Here is a 16,853-nt window from a genome sequence, read left to right as displayed (position 1 = left end):
TAAGCCTCTCTTTTTATTTATATTCTGAATGAATAAATTTAATTATTCAAAGTTCATAGTAAATGGTACGCTATAGTAAGATCTAACGCTCTCCCCGTTTCTCTTCGCAGGAGTCCATTTTTTAAGTTTCTTAACTACACGAATTGCTTCATTGTTGAAGTCGCTATTTGGAGATTTCTCTTCAATAGTAACTGCAGAAACAGTTCCGTCTCTTTCTACAACGAACTTAAGCTTAGCTTTAAGGGTACCTTCACCTCCTTCCATTAATGAAGTATCGAAGTTTTCTCCTAAGAATTTTCTTAATGCACCCATACCTCCAGGATATTCTGCAGACTGGTCTACATCTTTGTAGATTTCATTAGGGTTATTCGCTTTCACTTCTACAGTTGCAGTTTTTGTTCCTGTAGATGGTGGTGGCGGTGGTGGTGTATAAGCCGGAGCTTTTACTCCCTCCTGATTATTCAAACCAGTTGTAGTTTCCAACTGCTTAGAAATCGGTGGAGGTGGCGTTTCAATTTTCGGAGCTTTTACAGGCTCTGGAACCACGTTCTGGATTACCTCAATTTTTGGTTCCTCTTTTGGAGGTGGAGGTGGTGGAGGTGGTTCTTCTTCTTTAGGCTGCTCAATAATCGGGTCATCTTCAACAATATTTACAAGATCTGCCTTCACTTCTGTTTTAGGCGGAGCTGTAAGGTTCTTAATTGTAAGATAGATGAACGGAGATAAAGCTACCAAAAGAAATATAGATGTTCCGACAATAAAAGATTTTGTCAGAAGTCTAGGATACTGATGTCTAAGATCATAGGCACCATATTCCTTGTTTCTATTTTCAAATACGATTTCGTCTAAAGTAAGATTCTGTCCGTATACATTTTCATCTGCCATAGATAATATAACAATTTTATGGTTAAATTACTTTGTAGCAGCCGGTGCAGCTGCACCACCTACTTTCTTCTCATAAACAGCTTTTTCCCAAGGTTTGATATCAGTAACACCGTACTGTTCACTTTTGGTAATTGCCATTTCGTCTAGAATATCAACAAAGTTTTTATATACAGCATCGTCAGTTGGCTTAATGATCACCGTAAATTTGGCTGGATCTACAGCTCTAGATTTTGCTTGCTCAATTACTTTTCTAATTCCCTCTCTGTCAAAACTAGTTTCCATAAGAGTTTGGTCATTCAAGGATGTTGCATCCTGTTGGTGCCAAAACACTTTATTGTCTTTCCCTAGTAATATAGAAATTGAATTTGAAAGTTTAATTTCTGTTGGTTCCGGTTTAGGATCTGTAGGCTTTGGTTTAGCCGGAAGACCTAAGTCCATCACATTCGGTTTACTAAACGTTGACGTAAACATAAAGAACATCAATAGTAAGAAATTAAGGTCAACCATCGGAGTCATATCGACTCTGGGGTTGTTTTTCTTGGATCGAACCTTGCCACCCTTGGCACTCTTATCCTGTACTTGTACTTCTGCCATTTCTTCTTAATTATTCATTAGGTTTACCTTCTTGTGATGTAATCAACCAAAATTTAAGAAAATCGATATCTCTTAAACCCTCAAATAGGCTTTTAACTTTAGGGTATTCTGTTGTAACGTCACCTTTGATGGCTAACTTGTAGTCAGGATTAACGCTTAAACTTTCTTTTACCCAGTCAATTAATTGCTTATTTGTACTATCCATAGGAATCCCTGAAGGACTCTTGTAATTTTTCTGCTCATCTTCAGGCAAATCCAAATACCCTTTTAATTGGTTCATTGGAACTCCAATAGCCTGAACTTTCTGGAAAGCTGCTTTTTGATTATTATCAAAAGTAACGCCATACTTCTGACCCATTTTATCTAAAAGTGCAAGTCTTTCTGATGCATTTTCTACTGGCTGGAAATAAAATTTCCCGTCCGGTGTAGCATTAATAGTCATTAAACTAGCATCAGGAAGTAATTTTTCCGAAATTGAAGATGGCGGTTTGATCTGCTCCACATCAGGTTTTTTAAACTGCGTGGTCATAATAAAGAACGTAAGTAATAGGAACGTAACGTCGCACATCGCGGTCATGTCCGTAACTACTCCATGTCTTTTTGGTTTAATTCTCGCCATTATTTTTATAAATTATTTTTTAAACTTCTTTTATTGTGCAAAACACAGTTCCATCTTAGTGGAATTCAGCAAAAGACTGTTGGATGCTCATTGCGATCTCGTCGATCTTATAAGTTAATCCGTCAATTTTAGAAGTAAAGAAGTTATAAAGAATAATTGCTACTGCAGAAGTACCAATACCTAACGCCGTGTTAATCAAGGCTTCAGAAATACCGATTGATAGAGCTGCAGCATCCGGAGTACCACCTCCAGCACCTAATGCGAAGAATGCTCTAATCATCCCGATTACCGTTCCTAGTAGTGCTACTAACGTTGCAACTGTACCTAGTGTAGAAAGGATCATCATATTTTTCTCAAGCATTGGCATCTCAAGAGTTGTAGCTTCTTCGATAGCTTTGTTAAGAGCTACCATTTTCTGCTCTTTATTTAAAGTAGTATCGTGAGCAAGAGCTTTGTAAGTAGTAAGACCTTCTTTTACAACGTTCCCTACAGAACCTTGTTGTCTGTCGCACTCTTCTAAAGCTTCGTCAATTTTGTTTCCGTTTAGTAAGCTTCTTACTTTTACTACAAAGTTATCTACATTACCTGAACCTGAAGCTTTGCTTAATACAAAGTATCTTTCAAATGAGAAAACAATTACAGTAATCATGAATGTTACAAGTAATGGTACAATGATACCCCCCATGTAGATCATCCCTAAGAACCCTTCTGGATGCATCTCTTTACCTTCTACATCAGAAAAAGCAACTGATGCACCTGCTAATCTTGGATCAGCTTTAAAATTACCTGGATTACCTAAAACGAATAACCAAATACAAATCCCTATAACTAATAGAATAGGAATAATAACAGCTGGATTTAAACCTCCCGCTTTTCTAGCAACTACTTGCTCATCATTTTTTGAAACATTCATTTCCATATTTAACTAAATTATATTGTTTTAAAATTTTACAGGGTGTAAATTAAAGGCAAAATTAATTAAAATGCAAGAGTCTTAATTAAACATTTTGATATTTTTTAATAAAGAAAATTTAATACGATTTTGATATTATAATTATTCGCAAATATTTTATTTATTTTCCTCAAATTTAACATTTGAGTTAAAAAATCTAAAAAATAAGGACTCCATTTTTTTTAATTTCCCAATGTTAATTTTTTTTTAAATTACGATATTCACAATACGGTGAGGGACTACAATGATTTTTTTAGGGGTTTTGCCTTCCAAAATCTGTTGCATTTTCTCATTTGAAATCACCAAATCTTCTACCTCCTTCGCAGATAATTGAGCTGAAAGAGAAATTTTGAACTTCATTCTACCGTTTACGCTTACCGGATACTCAATTTCATCCTCAACCAGATAATCTTCATTCAATACCGGGAATTGTTCAAATTCTATTGATGTACCGTTTCCTAATAAATTCCATAATTCTTCACAAATGTGAGGTGCATATGGAGAGATGATAACGGCTAACGGTTCTAAAATATTGCGCTTGTTACATTTAATTTTCTGCAACTCGTTTACAGCGATCATAAATGAAGATACCGAAGTATTGAAAGAGAAGTTTTCAATATCATAAACTACCTTTTTAATTAAGGTATGTAAAACTTTATATTCTGCTTTCGTAGGCTCTTCATCAGAAACTTCAAATACATCTCCATTGAAATAAAGATTCCAGAATTTCTTAAGGAAACCGTATACTCCACTCAAACCTTGTGTATTCCAGGGCTTGGATTGTTCTAATGGACCTAAGAACATTTCATATAATCTTAAACCGTCTGCTCCGTACTCTTCACAGATGTCATCAGGATTTACCACATTGTATTTAGACTTGGACATTTTTTCTACTTCACGGCCCGTGATGTATTTTCCGTCCTCCAAAATAAACTCTGCATCGGCATAGTCTGGTCTCCATGCTTTGAATGCTTCAGTATCCAATTCATCAGATGTTCCTTTTAATAAGGATACATCTACGTGGATCTGCTGGGTCTGGTATTCGTTGGCTAAATTTTTAGATACGTATTGATTAGTACCATCAATTCTGTACACAAATGCACTCATTCCCAAAATCATCCCCTGATTGATTAATTTCTGGAAAGGCTCATCACTGTTAATGTACCCTCTGTCTTTTAAGAACATGTTCCAGAAACGGGAATACAATAAGTGACCGGTTGCATGCTCACTACCTCCTATATATAAATCTACCTGTCCCCAATAATCTGAAAAATTCTTAGCACAGAATTCACCATCGTTCTGAGGATCCATATATCTAAGGAAATACCATGAGCTTCCAGCCCACCCTGGCATTGTAGATAATTCTAACGGGAATATTGTTTTGTCATCAATTAAATCTGTAGCAACTAACTTCTGGTTCTCTTCATCCCACGCAAATGTTTTAGCATTTCCTAGTGGTGGATCTCCATCTTCGGTTGGCAAATATTTTTCAACTTCAGGAAGTTCCAATGGTAAAGCAGAAACTGGTAAGGTATATGGTATTCCTTCTTTATAATATATAGGAACCGGTTCTCCCCAATAACGCTGTCTTGAGAAAATCGCATCACGCTGTCTGTAGTTTGTAGTTCCGTGACCGATACCTTTCGTCTCAATTTCTGCAATTATTTTTGACTTGGCATCATTATAATGTAATCCGTTTAAGAAATCAGAGTTTACACAAACAGAGTCTTTAGAATCAAAAGAGTTCTCCTGAACGTCTTCTTCTGTTTCAACTACTTTTTTAATTTCTAAATTAAATTTCTTTGCAAACCTGTGGTCACGCTCATCATGTGCAGGAACAGCCATCACGGCTCCTGTTCCATAACCCATCAATACATAATCTGAAATATAGATTGGCATTTTTTCTCCACTGAATGGATTGACAGCATAACTTCCTGTGAAAGCTCCGCTCACGTTTTTCACGTCAGACATTCTGTCTCTTTCCGTCTTTTTGGAAGTTTCTTCTATATAAGTATCTACTTCTACTTTCTGAGCATCGGTAGTAATGGTATCTACTAAAGGGTTTTCTGGAGCCAATACCATAAAGGTTGCTCCAAAGATGGTATCAGGTCTTGTGGTAAAAACCTCAACAATTTCTTCATGTCCTTCTACATTAAACTTAACCTGTGCTCCCTGAGATTTCCCGATCCAGTATTCCTGAGAATCTTTCAACGGCTGTGGCCAGTCCAAAGTAGAGAGACCCTGCAATAATCTTTCAGAGTATGCAGAAATTCTCATACTCCACTGCATCATCTTCTTTTGGAATACAGGAAATCCTCCTCTTTCAGATTTCCCGTCTTTTACCTCATCATTGGCTAAAACTGTACCCAATGCAGGACACCAGTTTACCGTAGTCTCTGCTCTGTAAGCAAGACGATAATTTAGTAAGATATCTTCTTTATCAATAGCTGAAGCGTTTGCCCATTCTTCTGCAGTGAAATTCAATTCATCGTTCTGATTGGCATTTAATCCTTCTGTTCCTTTTTCTTCAAAATGTCTGATCAGGGTATCAATAGCTTCTGCCTTATCAGTATTTTTATTATACCAGGAGTGGTACAATTGGATAAAAATCCATTGTGTCCATTTATAATAAGATGCATCGGAAGTTCTTACTTCTCTGCTCCAATCGAATGAAAATCCGATTTTTCTTAACTGCTCTTCGTATCTGTTGATGTTTTGTTCTGTTGTGATTGCCGGATGCTGACCTGTCTGGATCGCATACTGCTCAGCAGGAAGCCCGAAGCTGTCATATCCTACCGGGTGGAGAACGTTAAACCCCTGATGTCTTTTATATCTCGCATAGATATCTGACGCAATGTATCCCAGTGGATGCCCTACGTGAAGTCCTGCTCCGGATGGGTACGGAAACATATCGAGTACATAAAATTTAGGTTTATCGGTATTGTTGGAGGTTTTATAGGTTTGATTTTCCTCCCAATATTTCTGCCACTTTTTTTCTATCTGCTGATGATCGTAAAACACTTTATATAGATGTTATATGTTAGACTTTAAATAATTGGATTGTTTTCTTTTAAACAAGATTCACAAAAATAATGATTTTAAAGGAAATAGAAATTTAAATTATGATGAATTGTAATTCTCTGTTCAACAAAAAGGTCCCATCCGAAGATGAGACCTTTATTATATCTTGAAATACACTATTAAGGCTTAGCGCTTACCCTTTTAAAAGTAATAGTTCTTGTTTTATAAATTGTAGGATCTTCGGTTTCTTCTCTTACTGATAAATTGAGCGTAGTGGCATCCAATGTTACCACTTTTGTATTTACTGGTGCTACCACTCCCTGGTATTTCATCTGAAGGGCTTTGCTGCTCTTATCATATGAATAGGTAAAGTTTTTATCAGGCAAAATGTTACAAGCGGTTCCTGTAGTAGGATCCTGCACATCTATTCTTTTCCCGCTTGTCTCAGTACTGAACCACCATCTGGACATTTTCTGACATTCGGTATAAGTAATCACATCTGAAATCGGTTGCTCACCTACCTCAACGGTAGTAACCACCTCTTTTAACGGTTGCCAGAATCCAATAATCGGTTCTTCTATAACAATTTCGTTGCTATTATTACATCCGGTAGTTACCAATAATGATAAACCTAAAAATAGTAGTGCTAATTTCTTCATAGATCAATTTTTTCAAGCGCTAAAATTATACTTTTTTTGATTTATATTACTATTTTTTGTGAAAAATTATTTTATCAGCTTTTATTTATACATATTTTAAAACATTGAGAGGCTATATTGCCTTTATTTAACAAATATTGAACATTCGAAAACTCCTCTGTTTTATTAAAAAAGTTATTTTTGTAACAAAGAAAAAAAATGCAAGCTATAACGAAAAACAATTTTGACTTCATTCGTGTTCTCCTCGCTTTTATTGTCTTCGTAGGACATCTGGGTGCTTTAAGTGCTTCTGAAAAGCTATTATTCTTAACACATAGCCCTGTTGAAGTTGCTGTTTTCTCGTTTTTCATTGTGAGTGGTTTTCTGATTGCAAGAAGCTATGAAAGGGCATCAAGCCTAAAAAGCTACGCCAAGAAAAGGTTCAACAGGATTGTCCCTGCTTATCTGCTTGTTGTATTTCTTTGTGCTATACTCCTGAGTCTGGTCAGTACTTTATCTTTTACTGAATATTTCAGCAATACACAGGTTTATAAATACCTTTTCTGGAATTCATTATTCCTCAATTTCAAAGCTCCATGGCTTCCGGGTGTATTTGGCAACCAGGCTGTAAACGGGGCATTATGGACTCTTAAGATTGAAATGTGTTTTTATATAGCAGTTCCACTGATGTTCTTACTGTTTGGAAAGAATAATAAATACCGAACCATCAGCCTGATCGTTCTTTATTTCCTTTCTCTGGTCTATCTCAATTATTTTGAAATGACAGGAAAAGCAGCACTTTCAAGACAGCTTCCGGGTTCATTATGCTATTTTATTGGAGGAATGCTTATTTATTTTCATTTCGACAAATTTATCAAGCATAAACATTTACTTTTTATCATTGCCATCATTACGGTCTGGATTGATCTTATTTTTAAAATAAAACTTTTTTCCCCAATAATGATCAGTATTATTGTTCTGTATATTGCTTATTCCTTCAGCTTCCTGAATAATTTCGGAAAATACGGGGATTTCACTTATGGAATTTATATTTTCCACTTCCCTATCATCAGGGTATTTGCCACATTGGGACTTTTTGCCAACTACAATCCTTACCTTATGAGTATTGTATGTATGTTTACAGTCATCGGAGTGGGAATTGCCTCATGGCACTTTTATGAAAAAAGATTTTTATAATTTTACACCTATTTTAAAACGCGAATGAAAGACCTTGTCTCCATTATCACTCCCTGCTATAATTCAGCTGAATTTATAGAAGAAACAATACAATCTGTTCTGAACCAAACCAACGAAAACTGGGAATGGCTTATTACGGATGATCTTTCTAAGGACAGCACTGTTGAGATGATCAGAAAATACAATGATCCAAGAATCAAACTTAAGGTTTTGGAGAAAAACGGAGGTGCAGGAAATGCTAGAAACAACAGCCTTGAAAGAGCTCAGGGAAGATATATTGCTTTCCTGGATTCCGATGATTTCTGGCATCCTGAATATCTTGAGACCATGACAGATTATATGCAGGAGCACAACGCAGAGCTTGTATACTGTAATTATTCAAGATGTGACGAGCAGCTTCGCCCTATATTAAAAGATTTTCTAGCGGATAAAGTGGTTACTTTTTCGAATTTACTGAAAACATGCCGGCTGGCTCCGGTTTCCACGATGTATGATACCAAAAGAGTAGGGAAATTTTTATTCCCTGTAAAAAGTAAGCGTGAGGATCATGTAATGTGGCTAAATCTGCTAAAAGTAATCCCGGAAGGAATTCCTATCAATAAAACAATGGCAAAGTACAGAATGCGGGAGAACAGTGTTTCCAGAAAGAAAAAGAATATCATTAAGGATCAGTATCTGGTGTACAAAGATTTTATGGGATTCTCTACATTAAAATCTTTGTATTATACGGCAAACTGGGCCTTAAATGGGTTTATGAAATATTCAAAAATATTCAACTAAAATGGAGTATTCAAAAGAGTTTAAAGCAGCATTGAGTGCTTTTACCGGCACAGAGAAGGATAAACTTATTTTCAGACTTCTGAGAAAGGATAAATTATTATCTAAAAAACTGTATTTCGAGCTTATCGATCCGGAAACCACTGATGATAAAAGAAATGCCAAGGAAGCGGATGTGGAAGAAAAAATTCTTTTAGCCTCCAAATATATTGGTAATGCAAAATATTTTCTGACCATTATCCGGAAACTAAGTGCAGAAATTACAGAACATGTTAAGATAACAACAGATAAATTCGGAGAAGTTTCTCTGAATTTATTGATGATCGACAAAGTTTTGGATTACAATAACGACCTTAGCAGACAAAGATTTGACAACGTCTATAAACTCTACCTTTATATCATTAATAAACTATTTAAATCCTTGATTCTGATAAAGAAACTGGATGAAGATTATTGGATGGAATTTGATGAGCTCCTAAGAAGCATTTATCAAAAAATACTGGAGAACAATTATCTTCAAAAACTATGTATTAATAACGGACTTGATCTTAATTGGTTTGAATCAGACAATATTCCCGAGAATATCGATCAGATTATGAAAGAGATAAAAAGTCAGGGGTTTTTACGATAGAATCTTTTGCATAATCATCTGGGTGGAATCGGGTTTTTCGCTAACGAATTTTTCTGCATTTCCGGACATTTCTGCAAGTTCTTCTTCATTGTCTTCACCAGCAAGAAATAAAACAAATTCTGCAGCAGCATGTTCTTCTGCGAAAGACTTTCCTCCATTCACAGAGAGTAGATCATCTGCCTCAGGATTCTTTTTATAATGATTTCCAAAGATTACCGGAACGCCGAATGTGGCCGCTTCCAGGATATTATGAAGACCGGCATCATGAAAACCTCCTCCTACAATGGCTATATCGGCATAGGAATAAAGCTTTGACAATAAGCCAATACTGTCAATAATCAAAATTTGAGCATTGAAAACTGTATGTTGGGTATCTTTGATTTCACTGTACAATAAAGCATCAGAAAAGGTATTTTTCAGGTGCTCTACTCTTTTAAGGTCATGAGGAGCAATAATCATTTTAAGGGTATTATTTTTAAGGGAAACCATTTCTGCAATTTTCTCTTCTGACTGCCACGAACTACCAAAAACAACCGCTTTATTACTCCCTATAAAATCTGTAATATGATCCACATGATTATCACGGTTCCGAAGCTGCTTTACTCTATCAAATCTTGTATCTCCTGTTACTGAGGATCTTACTAACCCAACACTCTTAGCTAGTGCAAGTGAGAATTGAGTCTGATGAAAAAACCAATCTACATTTTCTTTAAGCTGTTTTACCAGCCACTTTCCATAAGAAGTGAAAAACGATTGTCTTTCGTAGAACAATGCTGAAATTACATAGATCTTAGTATTTTTTTCTTTAAGTTCCGCCAGCAGGTTATACCAGTAATCATATTTCACCGTAAAAAATAGTTTAACATCAAATTGCGATATAAACTCTCTTACCATGCTTTTTTTATCAAACGGCAGATAACAGATCACATCCGCAATATGTTTCTTCTTAACAACATTATCATATCCTGACGGTGAAAAGAAGGTTATCAGAATTTTATAATCAGGAAATTGTTCTTTAAGCTTTTCCAGAACAGGCAATCCCTGTTCATACTCGCCTAAACTCGCAGCATGCATCCAGATCACCTTATCTGTTTTGGTGAAAGCAGACTTCACTTTATTCAAGGACTCCTTCCTTCCATCAACGCCCTTTTTAGTTTTATCGTGAAATAAAGCAAACACCTTCATTCCAAAGATAAGAAGGCTGATAAATATGTTATAAAGTAATTTCAATTTTGATGGATCTAGTTGTTAGATTTTATTTTACTTTCCCGAACCGATTTTATAAGTCCAATTCCAATCACAGCAAACATTAACCCTAAAATAAACAAAACAGCATCACTAAGCTCTGTCTGCTTTCCTTCTGCCACCCTGATACTCTCAACAATAATATCAAGAAATAAAATCATCACTGGAAGCTCCAGAGAAAACAGATATAGTTTCAATGTTTGTGTATTACGAAAGCTTTGGGGAACATTCAGTAACGGAGAATTCGGATTTCCGGATATTCTAAGAAAAAGAAGGTGAATAAAAGTAGCAATACCTACTAAAAACCAAATTGTTGCTTTCCCAGATTCCCCATCTACCTTTCCCTGAAAATTAAAATGGGTAGGAATGATATCAGGCAGCTCAGCATATTTAACTCCTGTAAAAACCCAGATTACAACCAGTAGCAGAGTATTCACGATTAATAATATGCTGGAAGTTTTCATATTTTAAATAATACTTTTAAGTACTCTCAGCTTATGGGTATGTTTATTCATTTCCTCGTTAAAGATTCCGGTAGAATCTAACGTATCAATTCTCACTTTTCCTGAGGCATGAATAATCTTCTGGTTTTCCAGCATGATTCCAACGTGGATAATTTTTCCTTCAGCGTTTTCAAAGAAGGCAAGGTCACCGGGCTGTGTTTCTTCCACAAAAGTGAGAGCCTCCCCCACCTCAGCCTGCTGGGAAGCGTCTCTGGGAATTTTAATATTATGTACTTTGTACACCAACTGCGTAAACCCTGAGCAGTCTACTGCAAAAAAGCTTTTGCCACCCCATAAATAAGGAACGTTAAGAAATTCTTTGGCTGTAAGTGCAATGCTCTCCCTCACATCATGGCTTCTTCTTGAAGCAACAACAGGAAATTCCACTTCAGAACCTATAGAAAGAAGGGTTTTCCCATCTTTCATCAATACGGAGGAAAAGTCTTCTGTAACTACAGTAACTTTTCTCTTCGCCAGTTCTTCGTCTGTCACAGGCCTTAGCTGCTTGGTATCTATCCATCCTTCATAGCCGTCATAGTGCATTTTTATTCTGGTCCAGTTTTTATCGACCTCCAAAATATCTGCACTTTCCCCAAACAATATTTCTGTAACAATCTCTGCCCTGTCAGAACCTTCTGCACGAACCGGCGCTACTGTTACGATACAAATCCCTTTATTCATTTTATTCATTTAGAAATTAGGAAATTAAAAAATGTGGAAATTACATTGCATGTATTTCTCCTGTCTTTTAATTATTTTCTTCTCAGAAAATTTACTCCATCACGCAAAGGTAAAATAAGATTTTCAAAATCTTCGTCTTTTGCCACTAAATCATTCAGCTCCTGAATAGACTGAGTAGATTTAAGTTTTGGATTTTCCTCAAGTACTTTTCCATACCACAAAACATTATCAAACATCACTACTGATCCGGATCGGGTATGAGGCTTTATCAGTCTGAAATAATCTGCATAGTTTTCTTTGTCTGCATCTACAAAAATCAAATCAAAAAATTCAACTGTTTCTTTTAAAAATTCTTTAGCATCCTGAAGTTTAAAATCAATCTGAGCAGCATATTCACTGGATTCAAAATATTTCTTTGGCAGATAAGCCAGATCTTCATTCACATCCAATGTAGTGATCTTACCGTCCTTTGCTAATCCTGAGGCCAGGCACAGAGTAGCATATCCTGTAAACGTACCTATTTCAAGAATACTTTTAGGTTGCAGCATTTGGGAAATGATAGTCAGCAACCTTCCCTGCTGATAGCCTGAAATCATGTGCGGCTGTGTTGTTTTCTGATAAGTTTCTCTTCTCAGTTTTTTCAGAATTTCTGATTCTGAGGAAGCGTGTGCTTCCAAATATCTATCCATTTCAGGATTCTTTTCTTCAAAAAAACTCATACAATTTTAATTTAAACAAATTTAAGGATTTTAAAATTCTTTTTAAACAAACCGCCTCTGGTCAGGATAAGATAAAAAAAGAGAGGAATTAATTCCTCTCTTTTTCTTAGGTGTATCTAACTTTTAAGTAAAAAATCATTATATGGCTATACAATATTGTCTTATACCGGCACAGACCCATCCTGGGCAACACTTAGTCTGTGGACTGGTACAAAATATCTGTGGATTACATCCTTTAATAGCACCTTGTACAGTTTTCATTTCTCCTCTTGAAAGTTTTTTTGAATTTTTCATAATTATTTTGTTTAGTATTAATTTCCTACTCTTTAAGATTTTCGGACACCTCTATATTTATTTCCTATTATAGAGATTTAAATATACACATTCTTTTATTAATCAAGCAATTATATTTATAATAAAATATTTTATAGAATTTATCTCTCTAAATTCCGGGAAAAACACCGTACAAAATACCGGGAAAATACGGATGTTTTTTATGAGGCATTAATGATAAGTTTGCAAAGAGAACGAAGGGGTAAAAACACTGGAAAACAAAATGATTGCAGAAGACCAACTACAAACTAACCATGAGAATCAAAAAAAAGTACCTCTGAAAAGAAGTACACAGTCTTCTGCAAGAAAAAACAAGACTGAAATATCCAATCCTTTTTTGAAGCGAATTATTTCCCTTTTGAAAAAAGAAGAATTAATTTGATTAAAAAATAAATCCCGAATTTCTTCGGGATTTATTTTTGGAATATTTTTATAACGAAATATCTATTTATACATTTCAAGTATTTGTTTCAGAGCAGTGATCTGCTTATTAATACTCTCCTTTTTCTGTGGATTGTTTTTCAAAAGTTCGTTCTTTTTATTCAATCCGCTTTCCAACATATTATAAATTGCTTTTTTAATCTCTGGAGTTTTTACCATTTGAGCTTTTGCATTATCTAAAATCCTGGTAATCCCCTCCGTAGCAGCAATATTATCAGACTCCATAATCATGTTGAATCCTTCTTCTGCAGCTTTCCCCAATTCCGGATTATTGGGTTTTATTAATGGATAAAAAGCTACAATGGGAACAGTATACTTCATCTGGGAGTCTATTTTATTTTGAACAACAATAGGAAGCATTTTGATAAGCACATCCTTAGAAGCCTCTGAAAGATCAATCTTATCAGTAAGAGTTTTCGTTTTTGAGGGATCAGTAGCAATGATGGCTAGTAGTGAATTTGTTTTTACGGCATTAGATACCGCTCCTATTCCTTTTTCAAATACCGGCAGATATTTTTTATTTTTTGTCTTTACCAAAGCAGAGATAGCCGCAGCCTGCACTAACGTTCTTGGATCATTAACTGCCAATTTTTCAACCTCTGTTGCCAGATTTTTATTCTGATATGTATTGGTAAGATCTAATATCTCCAACGCTTTAATTCTTATTCTGAAGAAAGGGTCCTTTAAGGCAGCAGACAACAGTTTAACAGATGCCGGATTACTCAGATCATCTTTAATTCCTACCAATGCTTTAAGGCGGCTTAAAAATTCTTTAGAATGGGTAAACTGCATTAAATTTTGTTCTGCTGTTTTCTTCTCTGTGATTTCGGAAAGTAATATTCCGTCTGCATTGATATTGATCAGGTCAGGTTTCCCGGAAGCATTAAAACTAAAAGTATTTTTCGCCCTGGCATTTACCCAAACATTATACCGTGTAGGGTTTCCATTATCATAGACATCTATTGCCAAAGGAAACTCAAAAGGGACTTCCTGTGATTGATTAATGAATACTTCCACCTGTTTTTTAACAGGCTCAAAAGTATATGAATACTCTAATTTGGGATTCCCGTTTCCGTAATACCATTGGTTAAAAAACCAATTCAGGTCTTTTCCTGATATTTTTTCAAATGATAATCTTAATTGCTGGGCCTCTGCATTTTTATATTCATAGGTTTTTAAGAAATCAGTTGTTCCTGCAAAAAAAGCATCATCCCCTAAATAGTTTCTCAACATGTGAAGAATGCCACCTCCTTTCTCATAGGATACCACATCAAAAACATCTTCGGGAGAATCATAACTGAATCTTACAAGATCTTTCTTAAATTCCGAAGGGTTGCTGATATACTTATTGATATTAGACATTAAATGATAATCTGCCTGATCTTTTCCATATTTGTATTCGTTCCAGAGATATTGGGAATAGTTAGCAAATGATTCATTCAACGTAAGATTACTCCAGCTCTCTGAAGTTACCAGGTCCCCGAACCAATGATGAAACAGCTCATGAGCAATATATTCTTCCCACCTATTTTCATCAATTAATTGTCCTGGTTTCTGCAATACTCCCATATTATGAAGGGTAGCAGTTGTGTTTTCCATGGCTACGCTTGGATAATCTCTTCCGGTTATTTGTGAATATTTCGGCCAGGGATAGTCATAGTTTAGCTTTTTAGAGAAAAACTCCATCATTTCAGGGGTATTTCCGAAGATCTGTCTGGCATAAGGTTCATATTCCTTTTCTATATAATAATCTATTGGAACATCCTTCCATTTATCTTTTACAACACTATATTCTCCAACTCCCATAAAGAAAAGATATACCGCATGCCTTTTCTCCATTACCCAATGATCTGTTCTCATATTACCGGATTCTTTCTGCGACTCTTTTAAAATACCATTAGAAAGGGTTATGTATTTATCCGGAACGGTCATATAAATTTCCTGGGTAGTTTTTTGATTCGGTTTATCTATAGTAGGAAACCATACAGATGAAAATTCAGATTCACCATCTGTCCAGATTTGGGTAGGTTTATCAGGATCTTTGCCATCGGAATTAATGAAATACAGCCCCTTTGCCGGACTTCCCTGTTGGTCCACTACATTAGGCCGGGAAGTATATTTGATATAAACCGTATAATCCTGATTTTGGCTGTATGTTTTATCCAGGTTGATTGTAAGAAGATTATTACTATACTGATACTTTAATGGAAGCTTACTTCCTCCTCTATCCATTGCCACTTCGTGAATCAGCATTCCTTTTGCATCCAGCACCAATGAATCTGACGGATAGAAATAAGGTGATGCCGTAAGCCATTCTTCTCCGTTCATTTCCTCCTTCTGGTAATCAAAATTTACTTTCAGTTTGGTATGCTTCAGTTCTGTTTTTTTTGTATGGGTTGCTTTATATATTTTTTCTCTTCCTGAAGTCTCTGTTTGGGCAAAAGCCGTTCCGGATAAAGAGAAAATTAATAAGCTTACCGATAGAATAATTCTTTTCATATGATTATTATTTTTATGGGTAAATTCATGATAAGCGGTGGCAACCTCCCTTCTCAGCAGTAAAACATCTCATTGATTTCCAAAGATCATATCAATTTATTTTCAATAAGTAGAGCTATTGATTTAAAAGTTACATCCAAAACAGACATTTCATTGCATAAAAAAAGATCCCGAAAAATCGGGATCTTGTGTACTGTATTATTCAGTAATTATTTTTTAGGAGCAATATCCATCAGCTTCATGAATTCATCCAGTTTAGGCATGATGATAATTTCCGTTCTTCTGTTTTCTGATCTTCCGGAAACACTCATATTCGTCGCTTTCGGGTTGTATTCAGAACGACCTCCTGCGGTTATTCTCGCCGGATCTACTCCAAACTGAGTCTGAAGAACCTTAGCAACAGATGTACCTCTTAATGCAGAAAGATCCCAGTTGTCTCTTGGTAAGTTTACAGAATTTAACGGAGCGTTATCTGTATTACCTTCGATCAATACTGAATATTTATCATAATCATTGATTACTTTAGCTACTTTACCCAACACTTCCTGGGCAGCAGGCAAGATATTGTAATCTCCTGTTTTGTATAACATTTTGTCTGAAAGGGAAATCATTACCACTCCTTTCAAGACTTTCACCTGTACGTCTTCATCAGATACATTATCTAAAGATCTCTTCAGCTTATTAGACAAAGCAAGATTTAAGCTGTCGTTTTTAGCATTGCTAGAAATCAACTGCTTGATATATGAATTGGAAGCATTGATCTCTCCCACAAGTTTGTCAATATTAGCAGAGCTTTTTCCTGTATTGGAAAGACATGCATCCAATGATGATTTTAAAGCATCATGTTGGCTTTTTAATAAATTATTTTCACCTGTCAATGCAGAGTTCTGAGATTTCAAATCCTGAATTTCTCTTTGTCTTTCTCCGATATTTTCAATACACTGCTTATAGTTTGTGCTTAAGGCATCATACTGCTTCTTGCTTACACAAGATGTCATTCCCAACGCCACTGCAGAAACCGCTAAAATTTTAAAAATCTTCATAAGTAATCATTTTTAGACTACTCAAAGTTAGGGAAATTCAATTGAATTATATGGTTTATCTTTGCATAAAAGAAA

16 protein-coding genes are annotated in these 16,853 nt (G+C 35.5%); 3 read left to right on the top strand and 13 right to left on the bottom strand.

Translation table 11 applies throughout. From position 1 onward, the window contains the following. Window positions 1-42: 42 nt before the first annotated feature. The 6 genes from WH267_RS14240 to WH267_RS14215 all read right to left on the bottom strand — a co-directional run bounded on the left by WH267_RS14240 (window position 43) and on the right by WH267_RS14215 (window position 6,730). The gene (locus WH267_RS14240; RefSeq protein ID WP_340009133.1) at window positions 43-885 is read right to left on the bottom strand and encodes an energy transducer TonB; all 843 of its coding nucleotides are present in this window, start codon (window positions 883-885) and stop codon (window positions 43-45) included. Between the two features lie 27 nt (window positions 886-912). After that, entirely contained in the window at window positions 913-1,479 is a 567-nt protein-coding gene (locus tag WH267_RS14235) for an ExbD/TolR family protein (RefSeq protein ID WP_340009131.1), read from the bottom strand. Window positions 1,480-1,489: 10 nt separating this feature from the next. Continuing rightward, a complete protein-coding gene (locus WH267_RS14230; RefSeq protein ID WP_340009129.1) occupies window positions 1,490-2,098 on the bottom strand; it encodes an ExbD/TolR family protein in 609 nt (202 codons plus the stop codon). Window positions 2,099-2,153: 55 nt separating this feature from the next. Continuing rightward, on the bottom strand, window positions 2,154-3,017 hold the full coding sequence (locus tag WH267_RS14225; RefSeq protein WP_045501175.1) for a MotA/TolQ/ExbB proton channel family protein: 864 nt from the start codon (window positions 3,015-3,017) through the stop codon (window positions 2,154-2,156). A 240-nt stretch (window positions 3,018-3,257) separates the two neighbouring features. Beyond that, on the bottom strand, window positions 3,258-6,071 hold the full coding sequence (leuS, locus tag WH267_RS14220) for a leucine--tRNA ligase (protein ID WP_340009126.1): 2,814 nt from the start codon (window positions 6,069-6,071) through the stop codon (window positions 3,258-3,260). Between the two features lie 179 nt (window positions 6,072-6,250). After that, window positions 6,251-6,730: a lipocalin family protein gene (locus tag WH267_RS14215; RefSeq protein WP_340009124.1), complete on the bottom strand. Its 480-nt coding sequence runs from the start codon at window positions 6,728-6,730 to the stop codon at window positions 6,251-6,253. A 198-nt stretch (window positions 6,731-6,928) separates the two neighbouring features. On the opposite strand from WH267_RS14215, the gene WH267_RS14210 reads away from it, so the two are divergent. The 3 genes from WH267_RS14210 to WH267_RS14200 are packed head-to-tail and all read left to right on the top strand — an operon-like array spanning window position 6,929 to window position 9,314. After that, window positions 6,929-7,906, top strand: coding sequence for an acyltransferase family protein (locus WH267_RS14210; protein WP_340009122.1), 978 nt, complete (start codon window positions 6,929-6,931; stop codon window positions 7,904-7,906). 24 nt (window positions 7,907-7,930) lie between these two features. Further along, window positions 7,931-8,686, top strand: coding sequence for a glycosyltransferase family 2 protein (locus tag WH267_RS14205; protein ID WP_115970503.1), 756 nt, complete (start codon window positions 7,931-7,933; stop codon window positions 8,684-8,686). A 1-nt stretch (window position 8,687) separates the two neighbouring features. After that, a complete protein-coding gene (locus tag WH267_RS14200; protein WP_340009120.1) occupies window positions 8,688-9,314 on the top strand; it encodes a deoxyuridine 5'-triphosphate nucleotidohydrolase in 627 nt (208 codons plus the stop codon). On the opposite strand, the gene WH267_RS14195 is transcribed toward WH267_RS14200, so the two are convergent. The 7 genes from WH267_RS14195 to WH267_RS14170 form a co-directional block, all read right to left on the bottom strand. After that, entirely contained in the window at window positions 9,306-10,544 is a 1,239-nt protein-coding gene (locus WH267_RS14195) for a 3-deoxy-D-manno-octulosonic acid transferase (protein WP_340009118.1), read from the bottom strand. The two genes, WH267_RS14200 and WH267_RS14195, sit on opposite strands and share 9 nt — an antisense overlap. Window positions 10,545-10,555: 11 nt before the next feature. Beyond that, window positions 10,556-11,023 (bottom strand): DUF1648 domain-containing protein, encoded by a 468-nt coding sequence (locus WH267_RS14190; RefSeq protein WP_123320923.1) that lies wholly within the window; start codon window positions 11,021-11,023, stop codon window positions 10,556-10,558. 3 nt (window positions 11,024-11,026) lie between these two features. Then, a complete protein-coding gene (locus tag WH267_RS14185; protein WP_123320995.1) occupies window positions 11,027-11,743 on the bottom strand; it encodes a C40 family peptidase in 717 nt (238 codons plus the stop codon). A gap of 71 nt (window positions 11,744-11,814) precedes the next feature. Then, the gene (locus tag WH267_RS14180) at window positions 11,815-12,462 is read right to left on the bottom strand and encodes an O-methyltransferase (RefSeq protein WP_340009115.1); all 648 of its coding nucleotides are present in this window, start codon (window positions 12,460-12,462) and stop codon (window positions 11,815-11,817) included. A gap of 138 nt (window positions 12,463-12,600) precedes the next feature. After that, window positions 12,601-12,756, bottom strand: coding sequence for a CCPGW family putative bacteriocin (locus WH267_RS25185; protein ID WP_409013142.1), 156 nt, complete (start codon window positions 12,754-12,756; stop codon window positions 12,601-12,603). Window positions 12,757-13,239: 483 nt separating this feature from the next. Beyond that, the gene (locus WH267_RS14175) at window positions 13,240-15,735 is read right to left on the bottom strand and encodes a M1 family metallopeptidase (RefSeq protein ID WP_340009113.1); all 2,496 of its coding nucleotides are present in this window, start codon (window positions 15,733-15,735) and stop codon (window positions 13,240-13,242) included. 209 nt (window positions 15,736-15,944) lie between these two features. Continuing rightward, window positions 15,945-16,778 carry an OmpA family protein gene (locus tag WH267_RS14170; protein ID WP_340009111.1) on the bottom strand — a complete coding sequence of 278 codons (834 nt, stop codon included), beginning with the start codon at window positions 16,776-16,778 and terminating at the stop codon, window positions 15,945-15,947. Between the last annotated feature and the right edge of the window lie 75 nt (window positions 16,779-16,853).

Origin of the sequence: Chryseobacterium sp. MYb328 (assembly GCF_037572595.1) — a bacterium.
GTDB classification, from domain to species: domain Bacteria; phylum Bacteroidota; class Bacteroidia; order Flavobacteriales; family Weeksellaceae; genus Chryseobacterium; species Chryseobacterium pennae.
Note: the sequence above shows the minus strand (reverse complement) of the source record. Positions and strands in the feature narration are given on the sequence as shown.

Coding starts and splice junctions, on each gene's coding strand:
- WH267_RS14240 (WP_340009133.1), bottom strand. CDS start 885: ATGGCAGATGAAAATGTATACGGACAGAATCTTACTTTAGACGAAATC.
- WH267_RS14235 (WP_340009131.1), bottom strand. CDS start 1,479: ATGGCAGAAGTACAAGTACAGGATAAGAGTGCCAAGGGTGGCAAGGTT.
- WH267_RS14230 (WP_340009129.1), bottom strand. CDS start 2,098: ATGGCGAGAATTAAACCAAAAAGACATGGAGTAGTTACGGACATGACC.
- WH267_RS14225 (WP_045501175.1), bottom strand. CDS start 3,017: ATGGAAATGAATGTTTCAAAAAATGATGAGCAAGTAGTTGCTAGAAAA.
- WH267_RS14215 (WP_340009124.1), bottom strand. CDS start 6,730: ATGAAGAAATTAGCACTACTATTTTTAGGTTTATCATTATTGGTAACT.
- WH267_RS14210 (WP_340009122.1), top strand. CDS start 6,929: ATGCAAGCTATAACGAAAAACAATTTTGACTTCATTCGTGTTCTCCTC.
- WH267_RS14205 (WP_115970503.1), top strand. CDS start 7,931: ATGAAAGACCTTGTCTCCATTATCACTCCCTGCTATAATTCAGCTGAA.
- WH267_RS14200 (WP_340009120.1), top strand. CDS start 8,688: ATGGAGTATTCAAAAGAGTTTAAAGCAGCATTGAGTGCTTTTACCGGC.
- WH267_RS14190 (WP_123320923.1), bottom strand. CDS start 11,023: ATGAAAACTTCCAGCATATTATTAATCGTGAATACTCTGCTACTGGTT.
- WH267_RS14185 (WP_123320995.1), bottom strand. CDS start 11,743: ATGAATAAAGGGATTTGTATCGTAACAGTAGCGCCGGTTCGTGCAGAA.
- WH267_RS14180 (WP_340009115.1), bottom strand. CDS start 12,462: ATGAGTTTTTTTGAAGAAAAGAATCCTGAAATGGATAGATATTTGGAA.
- WH267_RS25185 (WP_409013142.1), bottom strand. CDS start 12,756: ATGAAAAATTCAAAAAAACTTTCAAGAGGAGAAATGAAAACTGTACAA.
- WH267_RS14175 (WP_340009113.1), bottom strand. CDS start 15,735: ATGAAAAGAATTATTCTATCGGTAAGCTTATTAATTTTCTCTTTATCC.
- WH267_RS14170 (WP_340009111.1), bottom strand. CDS start 16,778: ATGAAGATTTTTAAAATTTTAGCGGTTTCTGCAGTGGCGTTGGGAATG.